Below are 17,674 nucleotides of genomic sequence, written 5' to 3' on the forward strand. Positions count from 1 at the left end.
CTAGCTAGAATTATTGGGATCAGTTGTGGGCGTCGACAACCCGGCCAGCTGCGAAATTTCGGCAACCATTTGATCTGAGTCGGCAAAATTCAGGTTCGTTTCCAAATCCTCCGGTGCGATTGAATCGAACGGCACAGGCATCTGCGACATCTCTGGTTGTGCGGGCATGTCCGGTTCCTGATGAGATGCCACAGGCGACCGGGCCTCCAGAAACTCCTCCGCTTCAGATTGGGTCAACGCCGTAAGCGGTGCGCATTCGTTCAGGCGCACGGCGCGCATCCCGCCACATTGCCCCAAACGGCCAACGGCAGCGGGCGCGCGGTCGATCGTCAAGACCTGCGCCCGATCCAGCCGTGATCCCGTCAACGGCAGCACATCCCCAACGGCAAGGTCAGACAGCGACGCCAGCGGCAAGGTCATTCGGCAGATCACCGCGTTTAACTCTGCCCGCAAAACACCCGAAGCCTGTTCAAGGTTTGGACCTGTGTCCTCTTGCCTGACCTCCCCCTCCTGCTCTGCCGGATAATCGGGCAGAAAGACAGAAATTTGGCCCTGCCGCAGGCCACCGCCAAGTTCCACGGTAAGGTCAAACACCCGATACGTATCTTCAACCATCGCCAGCGACAATGTGCGCAAATCTGCCAAACGCGTGGAAAATTCATACCCCAACAAACTGGATTGATCCAAGGGCGCATCCACCAGTTCCACAGACCGTGCCAAGACCTGCTCGACCAACGGGGCAACCATCGCACCATCCGTGTGCGTGAAGGCACGTGGCGCAGGATCATCCGCCATTACCTCACCAATCGTTTGCACTTGAACGATGGCTGAAACAGCGCCCAGATCCATGCAGACAGCGGCAGAGATTCCTTCGCTGTTCATAAACTGCAGCATCAACCAATCTTCCCCAACCGGCCCCGCCAGCATGTCCGGCGTACGGTTGGATTGTTTGGCCCCTATGACAACAAGCGGGAGTTGCAAATTGTCCCCGGCCGAGCGGGCAAAAGCCAGCCGCAGCGCCCGCAAGATCGAGCGTGGCTTATTGCCCTGCTCTTCCCGTCCCGCTGAAAGCTTGCGCGCCAATGCTGCGCTGACCGTTTGCGACATTCCCGAATCCGCTGTGTTTTTCCGCGTCTGACACCCTGTCTAAACCGGTGCTGGTTACGAATGTCTTTACAAGCACATCACTGCGCGGCCTGCCGATAGGCCAGTGGCAACCGAACACGGAAGGCCGCCCCGCCCTGACCGGGCAGATAGGTGATTTCACCGCCCAGGCGCTGCATAATCTCGCGGCAGATCGCCAAACCCAACCCGGCACCCCCGGCCTTGTCGACGCCAACACGGGCGAATTTTTCGAACACCATCGAGCGGGCCTCGGGCGGGATGCCACTGCCGTTATCGGCAAAATCAATCACAACTTGCCCGCCAACATCATGGGCCGAGATAGTCAGTTCGGGCTCGTCGGCATCGCAATATTTCTGAGCATTGGAAATCAAATTGATGAACACCTGCCCCAGCCGATCCAGATCGGTTAACAGCGGGATACGCTCGGACGCTTTCGCGCGTTTGACGGTCAGTGTTTGCCCGGTTCCGGCCAATGCACTGGACACCGCCCGATCCAGAACCGAGCGAAGCGTATCCCCGCCCACGTTCAGGCTAACCTGTCCGCTTTCCAGCACGCTAAGATCAAGTAGGTCATCCAACAATCGCGTCAGGCGCAAAGCTTCGTCATGAATGATCGCGGCATAGCGCGTCTGTTCTTCGGGGCTCAGCCCGTCGGTGTCACGCATGATCTCGGAAAACGCGCGGATCGAGGTCATGGGTGTGCGCAACTCATGGCTGACCTGGCTAAGGAAACTATCCTTCTGTTCCGAGATTTGCGTGAGCTTGGTGTTTGCCTCGCGCAATTGCCGCGCGGTGCGGGACAGCTCGGCGGATTTGACCTCCAGTTGGCTGGAATATTCCAGCAACTGAGCGGATTCGTCAGCCACCGCCAACAGGTCTTCGACCGAAACGGATGATCCCCCGACGATCTGGCCAATCATCGCATGCGCTGTGGCCGCACCGACAGAGCCACTGAGTTCCCGTTCCAGACGTTCCAGAAAGGCGGGCGTGGGTTCCGGCAGGCTAGAGCGACCACCCTGCTGTTCTGCCTCGGCATGAAAGAAGTCTTGCGCCGGGCCCGCCCCCAAAATCCGCTGGGTCATGATCATCAAATCTTCGCTCTGAGCCACCGATCCCGTCCAGCCGCGCGGCGCGACCGAATGGTCGAAAACGTTAACGAATTGCGCCCCTTGCAGGCGTTCCAACGGGCTGGGAACGCTTAGCAACGATGCAACACAGAACGCCACCGTATTCAGGGACAGTGACCACATTACGGTGTGTACCATCGGGTCCATACCATCGATCCCAAACAGGGCCTGCGGGCGCAGCCAAACCCACCCGAAGGGTCCGTTTTGAACGACCGTTTCGGGTATCAACGCCCCACTCATCCCCGGCAACAGCAGTGTGTATATCCAAAGCAGGAAACCTACCGTCAGGCCCACCAGCGCGCCGGTCCGCGTAGCACCACGCCAGAACAGTCCGCCAACAAGCGCCGGCAGGATCTGGGAAATCCCTGCAAAGGCCACCAATCCGATTGACGCCAAAGCCGCGCCGCCACCGGACAGGCGGTAGTAAAAGAAACCCAGCGCCATGATGACAGCTATCGACACTCGCCGTGCCATCAGAACGACATTCCGAACGTCCCCCGAAACTGAGCCGGACCCTTCCTGCGTGCTCAGCCAGATTGGCATGACCAAATGGTTTGACACCATGGTCGACAACGCCATTGCGGTAACGATGACCATCGATGTGGCCGAAGAGAAGCCGCCGATAAAGGACAACATCGCCAACCAATCATTGCCCTGAGACAAGGGTACAGTCAGGACAAACAGATCGGGATTTGACCCTTCGGGCATCAGATCCAGACCAACGACCGCGATCGGCACCACAAAAAGACTCATCAACAGCAGATACAGCGGAAAGGCCCAGGCAGCGGTCCTCAGGTGCCCTTCATCCGCGTTTTCAACCACCATCACCTGAAACATACGCGGCAGGCAGATAAAAGCCGCGGCGGAGAGGAAAATAAACGTTGTCCAGCGCCCCGCATCCACATTCCACTGACCGATCTCAGAGGCGTCGATCCGGTCCATCATCGGCCCCACGCCCCCCGCAACGCCCCAGACCACAAAGGCACCAACCGCCAAAAGCGCGAACAGCTTGACCACGGATTCCAATGCGATGGCCGTCACTACTCCGTGGTGCCGTTCATTGGCATCCAGGTTCCGGGTCCCAAACAGGATCGCAAAGATGGCCAACCCTGCAGCAACCCAGAAAACACTGGCTCCTTCGCGATACAGCCCCGAGGGGTCAGCCTCGGCAAAGATAGAAAATGACAGGGTAATGGATTGCAGTTGCAACGCGATGTAGGGGGTTCCGCCTAGCACAGCCAGAATGGTCACACAGATCGCCAGCGTATTGGATTTGCCATAGCGTGAAGAAATCAGGTCAGCGATCGAGGTCACCCGCTGACTGCGCCCGACCCGCACCAGTTTGCGCAGTCCCCACCACCAGCCGACCATCACCAGAGTTGGCCCCAGATAAATGGTCACGAATTCTAACCCCGACCGCGCGGCGTTGCCCACGGCGCCATAAAACGTCCAAGCCGTACAATAGATCGACAGCGACAGTGTGTAGATCAGCGGAGATCGCAACCAAGCCCCACGCCCAGCCGCCGCCATCCGATCCGCGGCAAAAGCGACCCCAAACAGCAGAACAACATAGGCAAGGCAGACCAGAATAAGGACGTTCAGCGTGGCCATCAATCCGTCTCGGGCTCGGAATCGTCCGGAATGGCCATACGCCGGGCAGCAAAGCCAAACACTAGGCTGGCAACAATCAGGCCCGCCCAGCAGGCAAAGATGTAAAAGATCGCTGAGGACAGAGGCACCCCTTCCGGCGCGCCCGGCTCATCTGGCCACAGCAACGGAATGGCCAGCAGCGCCGCCCCCAAAAACGGCAACAGGCGCGCGGCGTCTGACAGCCTGCGGCGGCGATAACTCTGTCGCTCAAGAAACAGCGAAGGTCGAACCCCCGAGGGCGGCCGGTCTTCGCCAGTGCTCATGACTGTGTCGCCTGCGCATGCAGGTCGCGCACTGCCGTCAGCATCTCGGTATTGGAAAACGGCTTGGTCATGAAGCGGCTGACACCGGCGTTTTCGGCCATTTCGCGATCTCGGGACTGGCCGCGGGCTGTCAGCATCAAAACCGGAAGGCTCTGCATATCTTCAAGCTCACGCAGATCGCGTAGAATCTCCATCCCGCTTTTGCCCGGCAACATCACGTCCAGAATGACCAGATCCGGGCTTGCCCCCTGAATGACCTGCAACGCGTCCGCGCCTTCGGCATGGGTTTCCACCTGCCAACCCTCACGCGTCAGTAGAAACCGAATGGCCTCGGCGATGTTGGGCTCATCCTCAATTAACAGAACCTTACGGCTCATTATCTGTCCTCCCCGTGACGGGCTACAAACTGGCAGACCCGTCTCCGACAGCTTACGCGCAGTGTCAGGAAACTGTCAAAAACCTTCGCTCAGAATTGACGGTTCGCGCCGCGACTTGCAGTCGCTGTGCGGGCAGACCCTGCAACTGGGCCCAACCCGGGCCACGGCCTGTTCGTCATGCGCCACGTCTTCGACCGAGCGTACCAGCATCACCGAGCGATAAACTGGCCCCTCGTCGTACCCGGAAACGGATTGCGGCCAGGCATAGGCATAACAGTCGAAGACAGCGGCCGTCCGACCAAGCTGTACAATGCGTTGCCGAATGGGCACCAAGGGCCTGTTCAGGGCCTGAAACAACGGCCACAGGGGGCAGGCTTCGCCAAAACGCGGCATAGCAAAGCCGGGGACGGATTTGTTGAACAGAATGCTGCCGGATGCGTCACACACCACCAGACCCGTCGGGCGGCCCAGATACCCGTCCGGCAGGGCCGCCAACCGACGCAGCACCGTCGCAAGATCCACCGAAAACCGGGACGCCAATTGCAGCGGGTTCAACGCAGATTCTGCCAAAGCCGCTTGCACATCCTCTAGCGGCATGGCCCGGGCATCTGCAGCATAGATGTCAAGAAAGTCTCGTGTCAGGGATTTGGCTGTCGCCGAATCCAGATCGCTCAGATCAATTTCAGCGCCGGCCCCCTCCTGTTCGATCTGCGGGAAATGATGCCCGTTGGCGTCGAAAAACGCCTCGACATCCTCCAGCGGAACGCCCCGATGATCCCCGGCGGAATCGCTTTCATCAAGGTAAGCCACAAGCGATTTCGAGCTATCCGCCAAGCGTTCCGCATCCTGATGCAGGTTGCTGTGGAACCGGTCCCGCCATTCTGGTTCGATTTCCTGCGTGTCTGCCAGAATAGCCGCGGTTGAACGAATCGCAGCAGCGGTTGACAGGACCTCATGCATGGACGCCGCCAGATGGGGATCATGAGTCAACCTGTCGGATAACGTTTCGACTGTGCGCTCCAACGACACCACACGCCGATGCATCTGGGCCAGTACACCGGCCCATCCAGGGAACCGGCCCGCGAATTCTTCTAACCCGTCCAGTTCAGCCTGTTGACCAACGGCATCAGCCGCCGCCTCGCGTAGCGCGGCAATCAATGTGGCTTCGATCCCCTGTGTCAGCACCGATGGTTCCACCGCCAGCACCGTCGCTATATTGACCAGCAACTTGCCACCGATCCGGCGGCGGTTGTGTTCGATAAGATTAAGGTAAGATGCCGATATCCCGACCCGCCGCGCCAGCTCAGCCTGGCGCATCCCGGCGATCTGACGCCTTTCCCGAATGCGACTGCCTGTCAGCGTATCGCGCATACCCTTACCCCAATCTCATAGGAACTTAATTAGCCATTTCCTAACGATGTTTTCAAAACTTGTTTTTCTTTTCTATTAGTTATGCACAAATTTTCATAGCCACTTTACAAATTTAACACATCTGCACGACGCATCGTTCGCCAGCCGTGATCAGAATCTGCGTACTGCCCCTTCTCATTTCACCCAATTCCCGGCACGATAGCTGGATGAGCGATCCCGCCTTTGAATATGCGCCAATCGGGTTAGTCGAATTGGAAAACCGGATTATCCGGCGCTGCAACCTGCAGTTCGCCCGCACCTTTGGCGGCGAGGTTGCGGATTATCGGAACATGCCTCTGTTGCATCTGTACCCCTCGGTCGCCGATTGGGAGCGCATAGGCGCACGCAGCCTGCAGGTGATGCGCGACACCGGGTATTACACGGATGAGCGGGTCATGCGGAGGCGCAACAGCGATCTGTTCTGGTGCCGTGCCCGCGGGCGCTCGTTAACACCGGACGATCCGTTCCGACATGGCATCTGGAGCTTTTCCGATATCTCGGAAGAACGTCCCCTGGTCGAACTGACTGTTCGCGAGCGTGAGGTTGCCATCATGTCTTGCCGTGGCTTGTCCGCAAAGGAAATCGGGGTTGAATTGGGCCTTAGTTATCGGACGATCGAAGCCTATCGCGCACGCCTGCTTGAGAAATTCGGGGCACGCAAACTACCCGAATTGGTGGCGAAACTTTCAGGAATGCCACTGTAGCCCCTTCCCCCTCGGGAAAACTTGGGTAAAACCCTTATCTGTCAGGCCGAGACTGCGCTTTTCATGGCCGGGCGCTTGGCTTATAACGCTGCGTAATTAGACCAAAGCCCGCAGGAACAGACGGGCCAAAGGGGAACCGTCGAGGACACTCATGACAGACACCAAACACGAAGCGGATGTGGCATTCATCAAGGCACTGGCCGAATTGCTGCGCGAAAACGATCTGACCGAATTGCAGGTCAAACGCGAATATGGCGAAGAAGACAGCCTGAACGTGCGTGTCAGCCGCATGAACCAGGTCGCCGCTGCTCCGGTTCAGGTTGCCGTTCCTGCCGCAGCCCCGGCTGCGCCCGTTGCTGCCCCTGCCGCCGCGCCTGCAGCAGCCGAAGCCCCCGCCGCACAGGAAGATCCGGCCAGCCACCCCGGCGCCGTAACCTCGCCCATGGTCGGCACCGTGTATATGCAAGCTGAACCGGGCGCACCTGCGTTTATTTCGGTCGGCGCGTCGGTATCCGAAGGCGACACGCTGCTGATCGTAGAAGCGATGAAAACCATGAACCATATCCACGCGCCCAAAGCAGGCACCATCAAGCGTATTTTGGTTGGTGATGGTGACGCTGTAGAATTCGGCACCCCTCTGGTCATCGTTGAGTAAGGCGGGCCCATGTTCGATAAAATCCTGATTGCCAACCGAGGCGAGATCGCCCTGCGCGTCATCCGCGCCGCGCGCGAGATGGGGATTAAGACGGTCGCCGTGCATTCAACCGCTGACAGCGACGCGATGCATGTGCGCATGGCGGACGAATCGGTATGTATCGGCCCTCCGCCCAGCCCGCAGAGCTATCTTTCGATGCCCGCGATCATCTCGGCCTGTGAAATCACCGGCGCACAGGCGATCCACCCCGGTTACGGCTTCCTGTCCGAGAATGCCGAGTTCGTGCAGATCGTCGAAGATCACGGCATCACCTTTATTGGCCCCACCGCGGAACATATCCGCATCATGGGCGACAAGATCACCGCCAAAGACACGATGAAACAACTGGGTGTGCCCTGCGTTCCCGGTTCGGATGGTGGTGTGCCTGACCTGGCAACCGCTAAAAAGATCGGCGAAGATTTCGGCTATCCCGTTATCATCAAGGCCACCGCAGGTGGCGGTGGGCGCGGCATGAAGGTCGCGATGAACGCCGATGAGATGGAAAGCGCATTCATGACCGCACGGGCCGAGGGCAAAGCCGCCTTTGGCAATGACGAGGTCTATATTGAGAAATACCTGACCACGCCGCGCCACATCGAAATTCAGGTGTTTGGCGATGGCAAAGGCAAAGCGGTTCATCTGGGCGAACGCGACTGTTCGCTGCAGCGTCGCCACCAGAAGGTGTTTGAAGAGGCCCCTGGCCCCTGCATCACGCCAGAGGAACGCGCCAAGATCGGCAAGGTCTGTGCCGACGCCGTGGCCAAAATCAACTATATAGGTGCGGGTACCATCGAGTTCCTGTACGAAAACGGTGAGTTCTATTTCATCGAGATGAACACCCGTCTTCAGGTTGAACACCCGGTAACCGAAGGGATCTTTGGCGTCGACCTGGTGCGGGAACAGATCCTCGTGGCTGCCGGTGAAGACATGTCGTTCGGTCAGGACGATCTAGAAATCAATGGCCACGCCATCGAAGTTCGGATCAATGCTGAAAAACTGCCCAACTTCTCACCCTGCCCGGGCAAGATCACTGCCTATCATGCGCCCGGCGGATTGGGCGTGCGGATGGATTCAGCGCTTTATGATGGTTACTCAATCCCGCCCTATTACGACTCGCTGATTGCCAAACTGATAGTACAGGGCCGCGACCGGGCCGAGGCACTGGCGCGTCTGGAACGCGCATTGGGCGAACTGATCGTGGACGGCATTGATACCACTGTGCCGCTGTTTCACGACCTCTTACAGGAACCCGATATTCACAGCGGCACCTACAACATCCACTGGTTGGAACGCTGGCTTGCTGAGAATATGCCTGACTAACCTACTGGGGGCGAAGGGCTACAGTCCTTCGCCCTTCGAGCATTCCGCATGAGCCTTTCCCCGGAACTTTTACTGCACGGCTATTCCATTGGCATTTTTCCGATGGCCGAAAATCGTGACGCGCCTGAATTGTTCTGGGTTGATCCCAAGTTTCGCGGAGTCTTTCCCTTGGATGGATTCCACGTCTCGCGCAGTCTGGCTCGCCGCATCCGAAATTGCGGGTTCTCTGTCACCATAGATCAGGATTTTACCGGGGTGGTCGACGGCTGCGCAGATCGCGCCGACACCTGGATCAATGCCGAACTTCGCGAGCTGTACATACAAGTTCATCAGTCAGGCTATGCGCATTCTCTGGAGATTTGGGAAAAAGATCAATTGGTTGGCGGTGTTTACGGCGTTACATTGGGCGCTGCATTCTTTGGGGAAAGCATGTTCTCACGCCGAACAGATGCGTCAAAAATCGCGCTGGCCTATCTGGTGGACCGACTGCGCCAAACCGGGTTTCGGCTGTTTGATACGCAGTTTCTGACAACTCATCTGGCGTCCTTGGGTGCAATCGAAATTCCGCGCTCGCAATACCGTCAGGACTTGGACGAGGCATTGAACACCAACGCAGATTTTACCACGCCTTTGGTTCAGTTGCCCGAGGGCGTAATACAGCGGATCACCCAGACGTCATAGCGCGCATGATCCAGCGCGTTCAGGGCTGGAGACGTTGCAATCATCCAGCCGTCAAACAATTGATCCGACTTACCTTTTTCCCAGATCGTAAGATAGGCAAACGCATCACCTGTCGGGTTTTCGACAGGATAGCGGCAATCCCCCAATGCAACATCCAGACCGAATACCTCTCCGGTCTGACCGTTTTGCATTTCGACATCGACGGTTTGGCCGCTGACTTTGTCCAGGCCCCGCAGGATTGCTCCGGGGGCGGATTGAACCTTTTCCTGAGCTGATGTGCCAGAGGCGACCAGCAGCGCAGCGATCAGGGCGAAACGCCTCATTCGCTGCTATCCCCGGCCACGAATTTGACCAGTAGTGAGATCAGGCTCACCGCGCCTTGGGTATCTTCGACCTGATCGCCCGGCTCGAAATAGAAAGGCGAACCACCGGGCATCACCTCAACGAAATTGCCGCCCAGCAGCCCTTCGGAAGAGATCACGATGGCGCTGTCATCAGGCACCAGAATACCGTCCCGGATCGTGAATGTCGTGTCCGCACGATAGGTGTCTGCGTTTAGGGTAACACCGGTTACCGTGCCGATCTTGACCCCGGCCAGACGTACATCCGTGCCGACACCGACACCTTCCAGCGACCGGAAGGACGCCCCCAGTTGATACCCTTCACCGCCTTGCGACAGACCGGTGGATTGGCTTGCATAGACCCCAAAGGCAACGGCGCAGGCCAATACGGCCCCACCGACAAGAACTTCGGTCACATTATAAGTAGACATTGCTCGCCTCGTTTATTCCGGGCTCCAGGCCTCGTAATCTTTGCGCTCGATCGGGTCTTGCCGACGCAGAGATCCCGCGGGCGCATAAGCCAATGCGGTACCCGTCAGGTTTTCTTGATGGGGTTTCTCCCAGGATTTGTGCTGTAACGGTTTGTCGGTTGGCGGCTCGTCCCAGGTACGGTGCAGCCAACCGTGCCAATCCGGATCGATCCGGCTCGCCTCGGCTTCGCCGTTGAAAATCACCCAGCGCTTGCTGTCATCGGCGTTCTTGTAGAAAACGTTGCCTTCGTTATCCTCGCCGACCTTAACACCCTTGCGTGCGGTATAGATCTGCGTGTTCAGAGTCGCCCCGTTCCACCAGGTTACGGCCCGCAATAGCGTGTTCAGGATTCCCATCGGCTGCCTCCGGCATTTCTGTCCCCGCAGATATGGACCAAAGCCACGCCAAGGTCCAGTGTCACAAGGGCCGCACTCACTATTCTGGCAAATAAGCCGTTACTTCGATTTCGATGCGGTATTTTGGGTCAATCAACCCGCATTCGATCATGGATGTCGCCGGAGGGTTGCCGCCAAAATACTCTCGCAAAATCGGCCAGCAGGGTTCAAATTCGGCACGGTCGGGCAGCATGTATGTTACGCGAACAACATCAGCAAAGCTGGCCCCAGACTCGCTAAGGGCTTTTTCGATTGTCACCAGTGCTGCACGACATTGTTGGGTCACATCATCGCCCTGCCCGACCGTCCCAGCCACATGAACCCAGCCACCGGCTACCACCGCTCGGCAGTAGCCTATTTTGGCTTCGAATTCTCCGCCCGAGGAGATACGTTTGATCGTCATGATGCCTCCAAAAGAAAACGGCGCGGTCCATGCCGCGCCGTGTTTGCTAATTCATTTTGAACTTAACCGGCCGAGGCCGATTCCGCCGCGTCCGCGTAGATAATCAGCGGCTGCTTGTCGGACGACACAGCCTCTTCGTTGACCACAACCTCGGTCACGTTTTTCATGCCGGGCAGTTCGAACATCGTATCCAGCAGGATGTCCTCGAGGATCGAGCGCAGCCCGCGCGCGCCGGTCTTACGTTCGATGGCCTTCTTGGCAATCGCCTTCAGCGCGTCGTCGGTAAACGCCAGCTCGGCATCTTCCAGTTCGAACAGGCGCTGATATTGCTTGACCAGAGCGTTCTTGGGCTTGGTCAGAATGGTAACCAGCGCGTCCTCATCCAGATCTTCCAGCGTTGCCAAAACCGGCAAACGACCGACAAATTCCGGGATCAGACCGAATTTCAGCAGATCTTCGGGCTCCAGATCTTTGAAAATTTCGCCCACACCGCGTTCATCATTGTCACGTACGTCAGCACCAAAGCCCATGGCCGAGCCCTTGCCACGTTGCGCGATGATCTTGTCCAGACCCGCAAACGCACCACCGCAAATGAACAGGATATTCGTCGTGTCCACCTGCAGGAATTCCTGCTGCGGATGTTTACGACCACCTTGAGGCGGAACACTGGCCACGGTGCCTTCCATCAGTTTCAGCAGCGCCTGCTGAACGCCTTCGCCCGACACATCGCGCGTGATCGAGGGGTTTTCGGACTTGCGTGTGATCTTGTCGACTTCATCGATATATACAATGCCGCGCTGCGCGCGTTCGACATTGTATTCGCTGGCTTGCAGCAGTTTGAGAATGATATTCTCGACATCCTCACCCACGTAACCGGCTTCGGTCAGCGTGGTGGCATCTGCCATAGTGAACGGCACGTCCAGAATCCGAGCCAATGTCTGCGCCAGCAAGGTTTTACCGCAACCGGTTGGGCCGATCAGAAGGATGTTGGATTTCGCCAACTCAATATCGCCACCCGCCTTTTGGGCGTGGTTCAAACGCTTGTAGTGGTTGTGAACCGCAACCGACAGAACCCGTTTGGCCGTCGCCTGACCGATCACATAGTCGTCCAGAACCTCGCAGATATCTTTCGGTGTCGGAACCCCGTCCGAGGACTTCAGACCGCTGGCCTTGGTTTCCTCGCGGATGATGTCCATGCACAGTTCGACGCATTCATCGCAGATAAACACGGTCGGTCCGGCAATCAGCTTGCGCACCTCATGCTGGCTCTTGCCGCAGAAGCTACAGTAGAGCGTGTTCTTGCCGTCACCGCCTGAATTCGTCGCCATGTTCTACCTTTCGGGCTTCGTCCCTGCGGCCCATACTGAACCGCGCTTGCCACCTGTTCGTGCAGCTTAGGCCAGCACCGAGACGGCTACAATCTCAAAATGCGCCCCCGCACCACCGGCCCGGGAGCTTAAACTCAGGCCTCGTCGCCGTCCATTTTGGCGCGGTTTTCAACGATTTCGTCGATGTGACCCCAATCTTTCGCCTCTTCCGGGCTCATGAAATTGTCACGATCAAGTGCCTTTTCAACTGCCTTTTTGGTCTGGCCCGTATGACGCACGTATATGTCATAAAGGCGATCCTTCAGTTTCTGTGTCTCAGCTGCGTGAATCATGATGTCGCTGGCCTGACCCTGATACCCGCCGCTGGGTTGGTGGACCATGATGCGGCTGTTGGGCAGCGAGAACCGCATACCTTTTTCGCCCCCAGCCAGCAAAACCGACCCCATCGAGGCCGCCTGACCGATTACCAATGTCGAACATTTCGGCTTGATATACTGCATTGTGTCGTAAATCGACAAACCCGAGGTCACCACTCCACCTGGCGAGTTGATGTAGATCGAGATCTCTTTGCTGGGGTTTTCCGCCTCAAGATGCAGCAGCTGCGCCACGACAAGATGGCTCATCCCGTCATGGATCGGGCCGTTGATGAAGATGATCCGCTCTTTCAAAAGGCGCGAGAAAATATCGTAGGCCCGTTCGCCCCGGCTGGTCTGTTCGACCACCATTGGGACGAGCGTATTCATATAGGTATCAACTGGATCGAACATTCTGAACCTGCCTGCTTTGCTATGGATCGGGACATTACCCGAAGAAACGTTACCCAAGTCTTAGTGTCGCCATCGGGGGGCTGCAAGGGGGACCGGATACTTCACCCCCTATCGCCGTGTTTTAAGGCTTAATCCCGCTGTCGCCAAAGTTATCGCGGTGATGTCCATCAAATCTCATCGCTGTCACATCACATCATTTTGATCCGTGCATATGGAAATACATGATCAAAATATGTAACCAAACATAACGCGTATCGGATCCGCTCAAAACAACACCCACCCCGCTTACGCGTAGAAAAGGAAACAAACGATGGCCCTTCCCCAGCTTTCGCAAAATATGCCTCCCGAGTCGTTCGACAAGATGGTTAACAACGCGACGCGCGCGTCGAATTTCCTGAAAGCCATCAGCCATGAAGGTCGCCTGATGATCCTGTGCCACCTGGTGTCTGGCGAAAAATCCGTGACCGAATTGGAAGAATTGTTATCGGCGCGTCAGGCTGCCGTGTCCCAGCAATTGTCGCGCCTGCGCCTTGAGGGGCTGGTGACGCCCCGCCGCGAGGGCAAGGCGATCTATTACCGTCTGGCGGATGACCGCCCGCGCCGCATGCTGGAACTTGTCTACGACATGTTCTGTGGCGAGGAAAAAGGCTGAACTTTCAGCCTTTTACGATCCGTTGGCACAGGCCTGATAACCGTCGACCAATGCGCGCAGCAAATCCGTATATTGATCTGCGCCAGGGTTAAGGGCCACGCCGATCGGATCCAGATGATAGATTGCGGCGCCCGTTCCCTCAATCGCAGTTTTCACCAAACGAGTGTCGTATTGTGGTTCCGCAAAGGCGCAGACGATCTGATCTTCGGTGACTTTTTCCTGCAGGGCGGCCAGACGCGCGGGTCCCGGCGCCGAGGCGTCGCCCAAGCTGACGGATCCAGAGGTTTCCAAGCCAAAGCGCTTTTCGAAATACTGATAGGCATCATGGAATGTGATGAAGCTGCGTGCCTGCATGCCGCTTAAGTCAGCAGCTATTTCATCCTGCAAGCCAGCCAGTTCGGCATCGGCGGCCTGTGCATTGTCTCGATACTGTTGCGCGTTTTCCGGATCAGCGGTCGCCAGAGTTTCCGCGATTACCTGGATCCAAACCCGCGCATTTTCGGGGTCCAACCAGGCATGCGGATCAATTCCGTCATGGTCATGACCGTGATCGTCGTGGCCTGCGTGCCCTTCTTCGTGGTCGTCGTGGCCTTCATGTTTGTCTTCGGCATGATCGTCATGACCATCATGATCGTCATGATCAGAATGGTCGTCATGCTTGGCGTGGTCATCGTGATCATCATGATGATCCTCTTCATGACCCTCTTCGGTAACATCGCGAAAATCGTACAGAACTGTTCCATCTGTATCCAGCAAAGTCACAAGCTGCGCATCCCCGGACAATGCACTCAGTGGCTTGACCATCCAGGGAGTCAGCTCTTCGCCGACCCAGAACACCACATCCGCCGATTGCAATGCACGCGCCTGAGAAGGCCGCATCGCGTTACTGTGCGGTGAAGCACCCGGCGGGATGATCAGATCTGGCGATCCTACCCCATCCATGACGCGTGCCACCAAGGAATGAACCGGAGCAATATCAGTGGCGACCTTTGGGGCTTCGGCTGCAGCTTGACCTGCCAAACCGGCACCAATTACAAAGAGGGAAAAACGGATCATACGCACTCCAAGATGATATGTTATCACATACTTCGAGCGCTTGATAAGCTTGGTGTTATAACATATCAAGCAGAAAATACCCGGAGCGCATCACCATGAGCACAGTTGGCTTCAGACAACACGACCACACGCATTGCGTTCACACAGCCCTGGCTCAGGCCGACGCAAAGTGCAAAGCGCAGCGCCTGCAATTCACACCGGTCAGGCGCCGCGTACTTGAGATTCTGCTGGAAAAACATCGGGCAATGGGTGCTTACGACATCCTCAGCGTCCTGTCCGCCGAGGGGATGGGTTCGCAACCGCCCGTGGCTTATCGCGCACTGGATTTTCTGGTGCAGAACGGGTTTGTCCACCGGATCGAACAACTGAACGCCTATACCGCCTGCGCCCACCCGACCCATGACCATATTCCGGCCTTCCTGATCTGCCGATCCTGCAAAGCTGTAGCCGAAACTGAAACCGAGCTGACGCAGGGGCGTTTGGGCGCTGCGGCCAGCAACTCGGGGTTTCGGATCGAGCGGGTTGTGGTCGAAGCCGAAGGTCTGTGCCCCGAATGCATTGGGGATCAACCGTGACAATAACGCTGATCTCTCTGAAGGACATGTCCATTCGCGTGGATGGCCGAACCATTCTTGAACATGTGAACGCCTCGGTTTCCGAAGGCGAGATTGTCACGATTGTCGGACCAAACGGATCGGGCAAATCGACCCTTCTGCGCGCGATGATTGGTGCGGTCTCTCCTGCCCAAGGCACCGTGCAACGCGCGCCAGGCCTGCGTATCGGTTATGTGCCCCAGAATCTGGCGCTTGATGCGGCCCTGCCGATGACAGTCCAGCGGTTTCTAGGTCTTCCCAAGCGAATCTCGGCCCGCGACGCAGTCAATGCATTAGACATTGCCGGCGTCCCCGACCTTCGCAGCAGACAGATGACGAAACTGTCCGGCGGCCAGTTTCAACGCGTTCTTCTGGCGCGTGCTTTGCTAGAAAATCCGCAACTGCTGCTATTGGACGAAGCGACACAAGGGCTTGATCAACCCGGTGCGGCTGCGTTCTACCAACGGATTGAGCAGGTTCGCCGCGAATTGGGCTGCGCGGTCGTGATGGTCAGCCACGACCTGCATGTGGTCATGGCGGCCTCGGACCGAGTGCTGTGTCTGAACGGACATATATGCTGTGAAGGTTCGCCCAACACTGTCGCTGACGCACCTGAATACCGGGCATTGTTCGGCAGCGGCACCAAGGGCACCATGGCTTTGTATCAACATAAGCACAGCCATTCCCACCATCACGATCACCATCACGCACAGGACAATACCAACTGATGCTGGACGATTTTATGGTACGCGCCGCCCTTGCAGGGGTTGGCGTTGCAATTGCGGCGGCCCCTCTGGGTTGTTTCGTGGTTTGGCGTCGCATGGCTTATCTGGGCGAGGCGACCGCGCATGCCTCGGTTTTGGGGGTTGCGCTAGCGCTTGCGTTTTCGCTGCCCTTCCTGCCAGCTATTGTCGCTGCCGCTTTGGCCATGGGCCTGACCGTGACGCTGCTGAGTGGTAAGGGTTTTGCCATGGACACGTTGCTGGGCGTCATCGCCCATACTGCACTGGCAGCCGGATTGGTCACCGTAGCCTTGTTGGCGGATGTCCGACTGGATCTGAACGCCTTTTTGTTCGGCGACATCCTAGCCGTCACCAAAACCGATTTGACGACAATCTGGGTTGGCGGCACATTGATCCTTGCCCTGATGATCTGGAGGTGGTCGGCCTTGTTGGTGGCCACGCTCAACCCGGACCTGGCCTACGCCTCAGATATCGACCCAAAGCGCGAAGAAATGTGGCTGACCGTTGCCATGGCTCTGGTCGTGGCCGTTGCAATCAAGGTGGTTGGCGTTCTTTTGATCGCAGCCTTGCTGGTAATCCCAGCAGCGGGTGCGCGGTCTTTGGTCAGAACACCCGAAGCCATGGCGTTCTACGCCGCGATCATAGGCTCTGTGGCCGCATTGGGCGGGCTGTGGGGCGCGTATCTGGCCGACACGCCAGCCGGGCCCAGCATCGTTTGTGCGGCGGCTTTGATCTTTGTTGCAACCGCGCTGTTTGGTCCGTTGATCCGCAAGGAATAATACGGGACCCAAAGCTCTGGTTCCGTTCGGGAAAAACTGCTACGCAACACATAACTGACACAAATGGAGACACCGATGACCCGTGCAATTCTGATTGGCCTGGCCCTGTTCACCCTCACCGCTTGTGAAACCGCAAAGGGCGCTGGCAAAGACATCGAGAAAGCAGGCGACGCGATTCAAGGCGCGGCTACGGACGTGCAGGAAAACCTGTAAACCACTCCATTTATTGCTGGGTCGAGGCAGGAACCGCAACATATAGTTGATACCGGCCACGATCCACAGTAAACTGCGGATCACAGGTGCATAGACGCGGTATTGCATTTCTGACAACACGACGGGGTTCTTGTGTACACACAAGAACCCCGTTCCCTTTTTTAAAGGGGATAGAGTGGCAGTCTGTTTCAAGCCAATGTACGGCAAAAGGAAAAGGCGTCAGGTGCGCAGACGCGGTCCATGCATGCATCCTTGCGGATACTCCTGACGCCTTGCCGGGTCGACACGTCCGAGGAACGTCCCGAGCCAGTTGCCCCGGCCCCCTAAAGGGCCAAAGCCGCTGCGTCGTACCTGCTGGCACCACACAGCACGCGCCGACCTTCTGAGAGGGTAATCGCCTGATCCAAATTCGAAACCTAGATCAGCCATTTGCCCACCGGTAAATCATTGCAACGAAAAACAAATCCTAAAATCTGCTCTCATCGCTCTGACCCCCTGGCCTTTGCGCCCCGCTCAGGTTCCGAAGAACCGTTGCAGTAATCAGACTGTTACATTCGGACCTGTCTCGAACAAGAAAATAGC

The 17,674-nt window shown here is 57.3% G+C and carries 21 protein-coding genes; 9 read left to right on the forward strand and 12 right to left on the reverse strand.

Annotated features, from left to right (window positions below):
- The 5 genes from ACR3EP_RS08565 to ACR3EP_RS08585 all read right to left on the reverse strand — a co-directional run bounded on the left by ACR3EP_RS08565 (nt 1) and on the right by ACR3EP_RS08585 (nt 5,913).
- A complete protein-coding gene (locus ACR3EP_RS08565; RefSeq protein WP_480637321.1) occupies nt 1–1,107 on the reverse strand; it encodes a FliM/FliN family flagellar motor C-terminal domain-containing protein in 1,107 nt (368 codons plus the stop codon).
- Nucleotides 1,108–1,184: 77 nt separating this feature from the next.
- A complete protein-coding gene (locus ACR3EP_RS08570; protein WP_480637323.1) occupies nt 1,185–3,863 on the reverse strand; it encodes an ATP-binding protein in 2,679 nt (892 codons plus the stop codon).
- Nucleotides 3,863–4,165 (reverse strand): hypothetical protein, encoded by a 303-nt coding sequence (locus tag ACR3EP_RS08575; RefSeq protein WP_170351332.1) that lies wholly within the window; start codon nt 4,163–4,165, stop codon nt 3,863–3,865. Before ACR3EP_RS08575 ends, ACR3EP_RS08570 begins: the two co-directional genes overlap by 1 nt.
- Nucleotides 4,162–4,542 carry a response regulator transcription factor gene (locus ACR3EP_RS08580; RefSeq protein ID WP_170351333.1) on the reverse strand — a complete coding sequence of 127 codons (381 nt, stop codon included), beginning with the start codon at nt 4,540–4,542 and terminating at the stop codon, nt 4,162–4,164. The genes ACR3EP_RS08575 and ACR3EP_RS08580 overlap by 4 nt, the downstream gene beginning before the upstream one ends.
- A gap of 75 nt (nt 4,543–4,617) precedes the next feature.
- Nucleotides 4,618–5,913 (reverse strand): helix-turn-helix transcriptional regulator, encoded by a 1,296-nt coding sequence (locus ACR3EP_RS08585; RefSeq protein ID WP_170553941.1) that lies wholly within the window; start codon nt 5,911–5,913, stop codon nt 4,618–4,620.
- Between the two features lie 206 nt (nt 5,914–6,119).
- Here ACR3EP_RS08585 and ACR3EP_RS08590 point away from each other — a divergent pair, with 206 nt between their 5' ends.
- From ACR3EP_RS08590 to aat, 4 genes are all read left to right on the forward strand, one after another.
- Nucleotides 6,120–6,656, forward strand: a complete 537-nt coding sequence (locus tag ACR3EP_RS08590; RefSeq protein WP_170351335.1) for a LuxR C-terminal-related transcriptional regulator — start codon at nt 6,120–6,122, stop codon at nt 6,654–6,656.
- A 151-nt stretch (nt 6,657–6,807) separates the two neighbouring features.
- A complete protein-coding gene (gene accB / locus ACR3EP_RS08595) occupies nt 6,808–7,311 on the forward strand; it encodes an acetyl-CoA carboxylase biotin carboxyl carrier protein (protein WP_170351336.1) in 504 nt (167 codons plus the stop codon).
- A 9-nt stretch (nt 7,312–7,320) separates the two neighbouring features.
- Nucleotides 7,321–8,670, forward strand: a complete 1,350-nt coding sequence (accC, locus tag ACR3EP_RS08600; protein ID WP_170351337.1) for an acetyl-CoA carboxylase biotin carboxylase subunit — start codon at nt 7,321–7,323, stop codon at nt 8,668–8,670.
- A gap of 48 nt (nt 8,671–8,718) precedes the next feature.
- Nucleotides 8,719–9,351 carry a leucyl/phenylalanyl-tRNA--protein transferase gene (aat, locus tag ACR3EP_RS08605; protein ID WP_480637327.1) on the forward strand — a complete coding sequence of 211 codons (633 nt, stop codon included), beginning with the start codon at nt 8,719–8,721 and terminating at the stop codon, nt 9,349–9,351.
- Here the strand turns inward: aat and ACR3EP_RS08610 are convergent.
- From ACR3EP_RS08610 to ACR3EP_RS08635, 6 genes are all read right to left on the reverse strand, one after another.
- Complete coding sequence (locus tag ACR3EP_RS08610) at nt 9,306–9,674, reverse strand: DUF2155 domain-containing protein (protein ID WP_480637329.1); 369 nt, start codon at nt 9,672–9,674, stop codon at nt 9,306–9,308. The two genes, aat and ACR3EP_RS08610, sit on opposite strands and share 46 nt — an antisense overlap.
- Nucleotides 9,671–10,123 (reverse strand): outer membrane lipid asymmetry maintenance protein MlaD, encoded by a 453-nt coding sequence (gene mlaD / locus ACR3EP_RS08615; RefSeq protein WP_170379185.1) that lies wholly within the window; start codon nt 10,121–10,123, stop codon nt 9,671–9,673. The genes ACR3EP_RS08610 and mlaD overlap by 4 nt, the downstream gene beginning before the upstream one ends.
- A gap of 12 nt (nt 10,124–10,135) precedes the next feature.
- Nucleotides 10,136–10,519: an NADH:ubiquinone oxidoreductase subunit NDUFA12 gene (locus tag ACR3EP_RS08620; RefSeq protein WP_170516968.1), complete on the reverse strand. Its 384-nt coding sequence runs from the start codon at nt 10,517–10,519 to the stop codon at nt 10,136–10,138.
- A gap of 79 nt (nt 10,520–10,598) precedes the next feature.
- The gene (locus tag ACR3EP_RS08625) at nt 10,599–10,961 is read right to left on the reverse strand and encodes a RidA family protein (RefSeq protein ID WP_480637331.1); all 363 of its coding nucleotides are present in this window, start codon (nt 10,959–10,961) and stop codon (nt 10,599–10,601) included.
- A gap of 62 nt (nt 10,962–11,023) precedes the next feature.
- Nucleotides 11,024–12,289: an ATP-dependent Clp protease ATP-binding subunit ClpX gene (clpX, locus tag ACR3EP_RS08630; RefSeq protein WP_170351343.1), complete on the reverse strand. Its 1,266-nt coding sequence runs from the start codon at nt 12,287–12,289 to the stop codon at nt 11,024–11,026.
- Nucleotides 12,290–12,423: 134 nt separating this feature from the next.
- Nucleotides 12,424–13,056 (reverse strand): ATP-dependent Clp protease proteolytic subunit, encoded by a 633-nt coding sequence (locus tag ACR3EP_RS08635; protein ID WP_058282412.1) that lies wholly within the window; start codon nt 13,054–13,056, stop codon nt 12,424–12,426.
- 310 nt (nt 13,057–13,366) lie between these two features.
- Here ACR3EP_RS08635 and ACR3EP_RS08640 point away from each other — a divergent pair, with 310 nt between their 5' ends.
- Nucleotides 13,367–13,708, forward strand: a complete 342-nt coding sequence (locus ACR3EP_RS08640; RefSeq protein WP_170351344.1) for an ArsR/SmtB family transcription factor — start codon at nt 13,367–13,369, stop codon at nt 13,706–13,708.
- Nucleotides 13,709–13,720: 12 nt separating this feature from the next.
- Here the strand turns inward: ACR3EP_RS08640 and ACR3EP_RS08645 are convergent, their stop codons facing one another.
- Nucleotides 13,721–14,764: a zinc ABC transporter substrate-binding protein gene (locus tag ACR3EP_RS08645; RefSeq protein WP_480637333.1), complete on the reverse strand. Its 1,044-nt coding sequence runs from the start codon at nt 14,762–14,764 to the stop codon at nt 13,721–13,723.
- Between the two features lie 95 nt (nt 14,765–14,859).
- Between ACR3EP_RS08645 and ACR3EP_RS08650 the strand changes: the two genes are divergently transcribed.
- The 4 genes from ACR3EP_RS08650 (at nt 14,860) to ACR3EP_RS08665 (ending at nt 17,092) form a co-directional block, all read left to right on the forward strand.
- The gene (locus ACR3EP_RS08650; RefSeq protein WP_480637334.1) at nt 14,860–15,339 is read left to right on the forward strand and encodes a Fur family transcriptional regulator; all 480 of its coding nucleotides are present in this window, start codon (nt 14,860–14,862) and stop codon (nt 15,337–15,339) included.
- Between the two features lie 2 nt (nt 15,340–15,341).
- Nucleotides 15,342–16,085: an ATP-binding cassette domain-containing protein gene (locus tag ACR3EP_RS08655; RefSeq protein WP_480639009.1), complete on the forward strand. Its 744-nt coding sequence runs from the start codon at nt 15,342–15,344 to the stop codon at nt 16,083–16,085.
- A complete protein-coding gene (locus tag ACR3EP_RS08660; RefSeq protein WP_480637336.1) occupies nt 16,085–16,879 on the forward strand; it encodes a metal ABC transporter permease in 795 nt (264 codons plus the stop codon). Before ACR3EP_RS08655 ends, ACR3EP_RS08660 begins: the two co-directional genes overlap by 1 nt.
- Nucleotides 16,880–16,954: 75 nt before the next feature.
- Nucleotides 16,955–17,092 (forward strand): entericidin A/B family lipoprotein, encoded by a 138-nt coding sequence (locus ACR3EP_RS08665; protein WP_082643663.1) that lies wholly within the window; start codon nt 16,955–16,957, stop codon nt 17,090–17,092.
- Nucleotides 17,093–17,674 lie beyond the last annotated feature (582 nt).

It is taken from the genome of Ruegeria sp. BB10, assembly GCF_056535725.1.

Bases quoted from the DNA above. Each gene is read 5' to 3' on its own strand.
- ACR3EP_RS08650 (WP_480637334.1), top strand. From the start codon at position 14,860: ATGAGCACAGTTGGCTTCAGACAACACGACCACACGCATTGCGTTCAC.
- ACR3EP_RS08625 (WP_480637331.1), bottom strand. From the start codon at position 10,961: ATGACGATCAAACGTATCTCCTCGGGCGGAGAATTCGAAGCCAAAATA.
- ACR3EP_RS08565 (WP_480637321.1), bottom strand. From the start codon at position 1,107: ATGTCGCAAACGGTCAGCGCAGCATTGGCGCGCAAGCTTTCAGCGGGA.
- mlaD (WP_170379185.1), bottom strand. From the start codon at position 10,123: ATGTCTACTTATAATGTGACCGAAGTTCTTGTCGGTGGGGCCGTATTG.
- aat (WP_480637327.1), top strand. From the start codon at position 8,719: ATGAGCCTTTCCCCGGAACTTTTACTGCACGGCTATTCCATTGGCATT.
- accC (WP_170351337.1), top strand. From the start codon at position 7,321: ATGTTCGATAAAATCCTGATTGCCAACCGAGGCGAGATCGCCCTGCGC.
- ACR3EP_RS08590 (WP_170351335.1), top strand. From the start codon at position 6,120: ATGAGCGATCCCGCCTTTGAATATGCGCCAATCGGGTTAGTCGAATTG.
- accB (WP_170351336.1), top strand. From the start codon at position 6,808: ATGACAGACACCAAACACGAAGCGGATGTGGCATTCATCAAGGCACTG.
- ACR3EP_RS08640 (WP_170351344.1), top strand. From the start codon at position 13,367: ATGGCCCTTCCCCAGCTTTCGCAAAATATGCCTCCCGAGTCGTTCGAC.
- ACR3EP_RS08665 (WP_082643663.1), top strand. From the start codon at position 16,955: ATGACCCGTGCAATTCTGATTGGCCTGGCCCTGTTCACCCTCACCGCT.
- ACR3EP_RS08645 (WP_480637333.1), bottom strand. From the start codon at position 14,764: ATGATCCGTTTTTCCCTCTTTGTAATTGGTGCCGGTTTGGCAGGTCAA.
- ACR3EP_RS08575 (WP_170351332.1), bottom strand. From the start codon at position 4,165: ATGAGCACTGGCGAAGACCGGCCGCCCTCGGGGGTTCGACCTTCGCTG.
- ACR3EP_RS08570 (WP_480637323.1), bottom strand. From the start codon at position 3,863: ATGGCCACGCTGAACGTCCTTATTCTGGTCTGCCTTGCCTATGTTGTT.
- ACR3EP_RS08610 (WP_480637329.1), bottom strand. From the start codon at position 9,674: ATGAGGCGTTTCGCCCTGATCGCTGCGCTGCTGGTCGCCTCTGGCACA.
- ACR3EP_RS08660 (WP_480637336.1), top strand. From the start codon at position 16,085: ATGCTGGACGATTTTATGGTACGCGCCGCCCTTGCAGGGGTTGGCGTT.
- ACR3EP_RS08585 (WP_170553941.1), bottom strand. From the start codon at position 5,913: ATGCGCGATACGCTGACAGGCAGTCGCATTCGGGAAAGGCGTCAGATC.
- ACR3EP_RS08635 (WP_058282412.1), bottom strand. From the start codon at position 13,056: ATGTTCGATCCAGTTGATACCTATATGAATACGCTCGTCCCAATGGTG.
- clpX (WP_170351343.1), bottom strand. From the start codon at position 12,289: ATGGCGACGAATTCAGGCGGTGACGGCAAGAACACGCTCTACTGTAGC.
- ACR3EP_RS08620 (WP_170516968.1), bottom strand. From the start codon at position 10,519: ATGGGAATCCTGAACACGCTATTGCGGGCCGTAACCTGGTGGAACGGG.
- ACR3EP_RS08580 (WP_170351333.1), bottom strand. From the start codon at position 4,542: ATGAGCCGTAAGGTTCTGTTAATTGAGGATGAGCCCAACATCGCCGAG.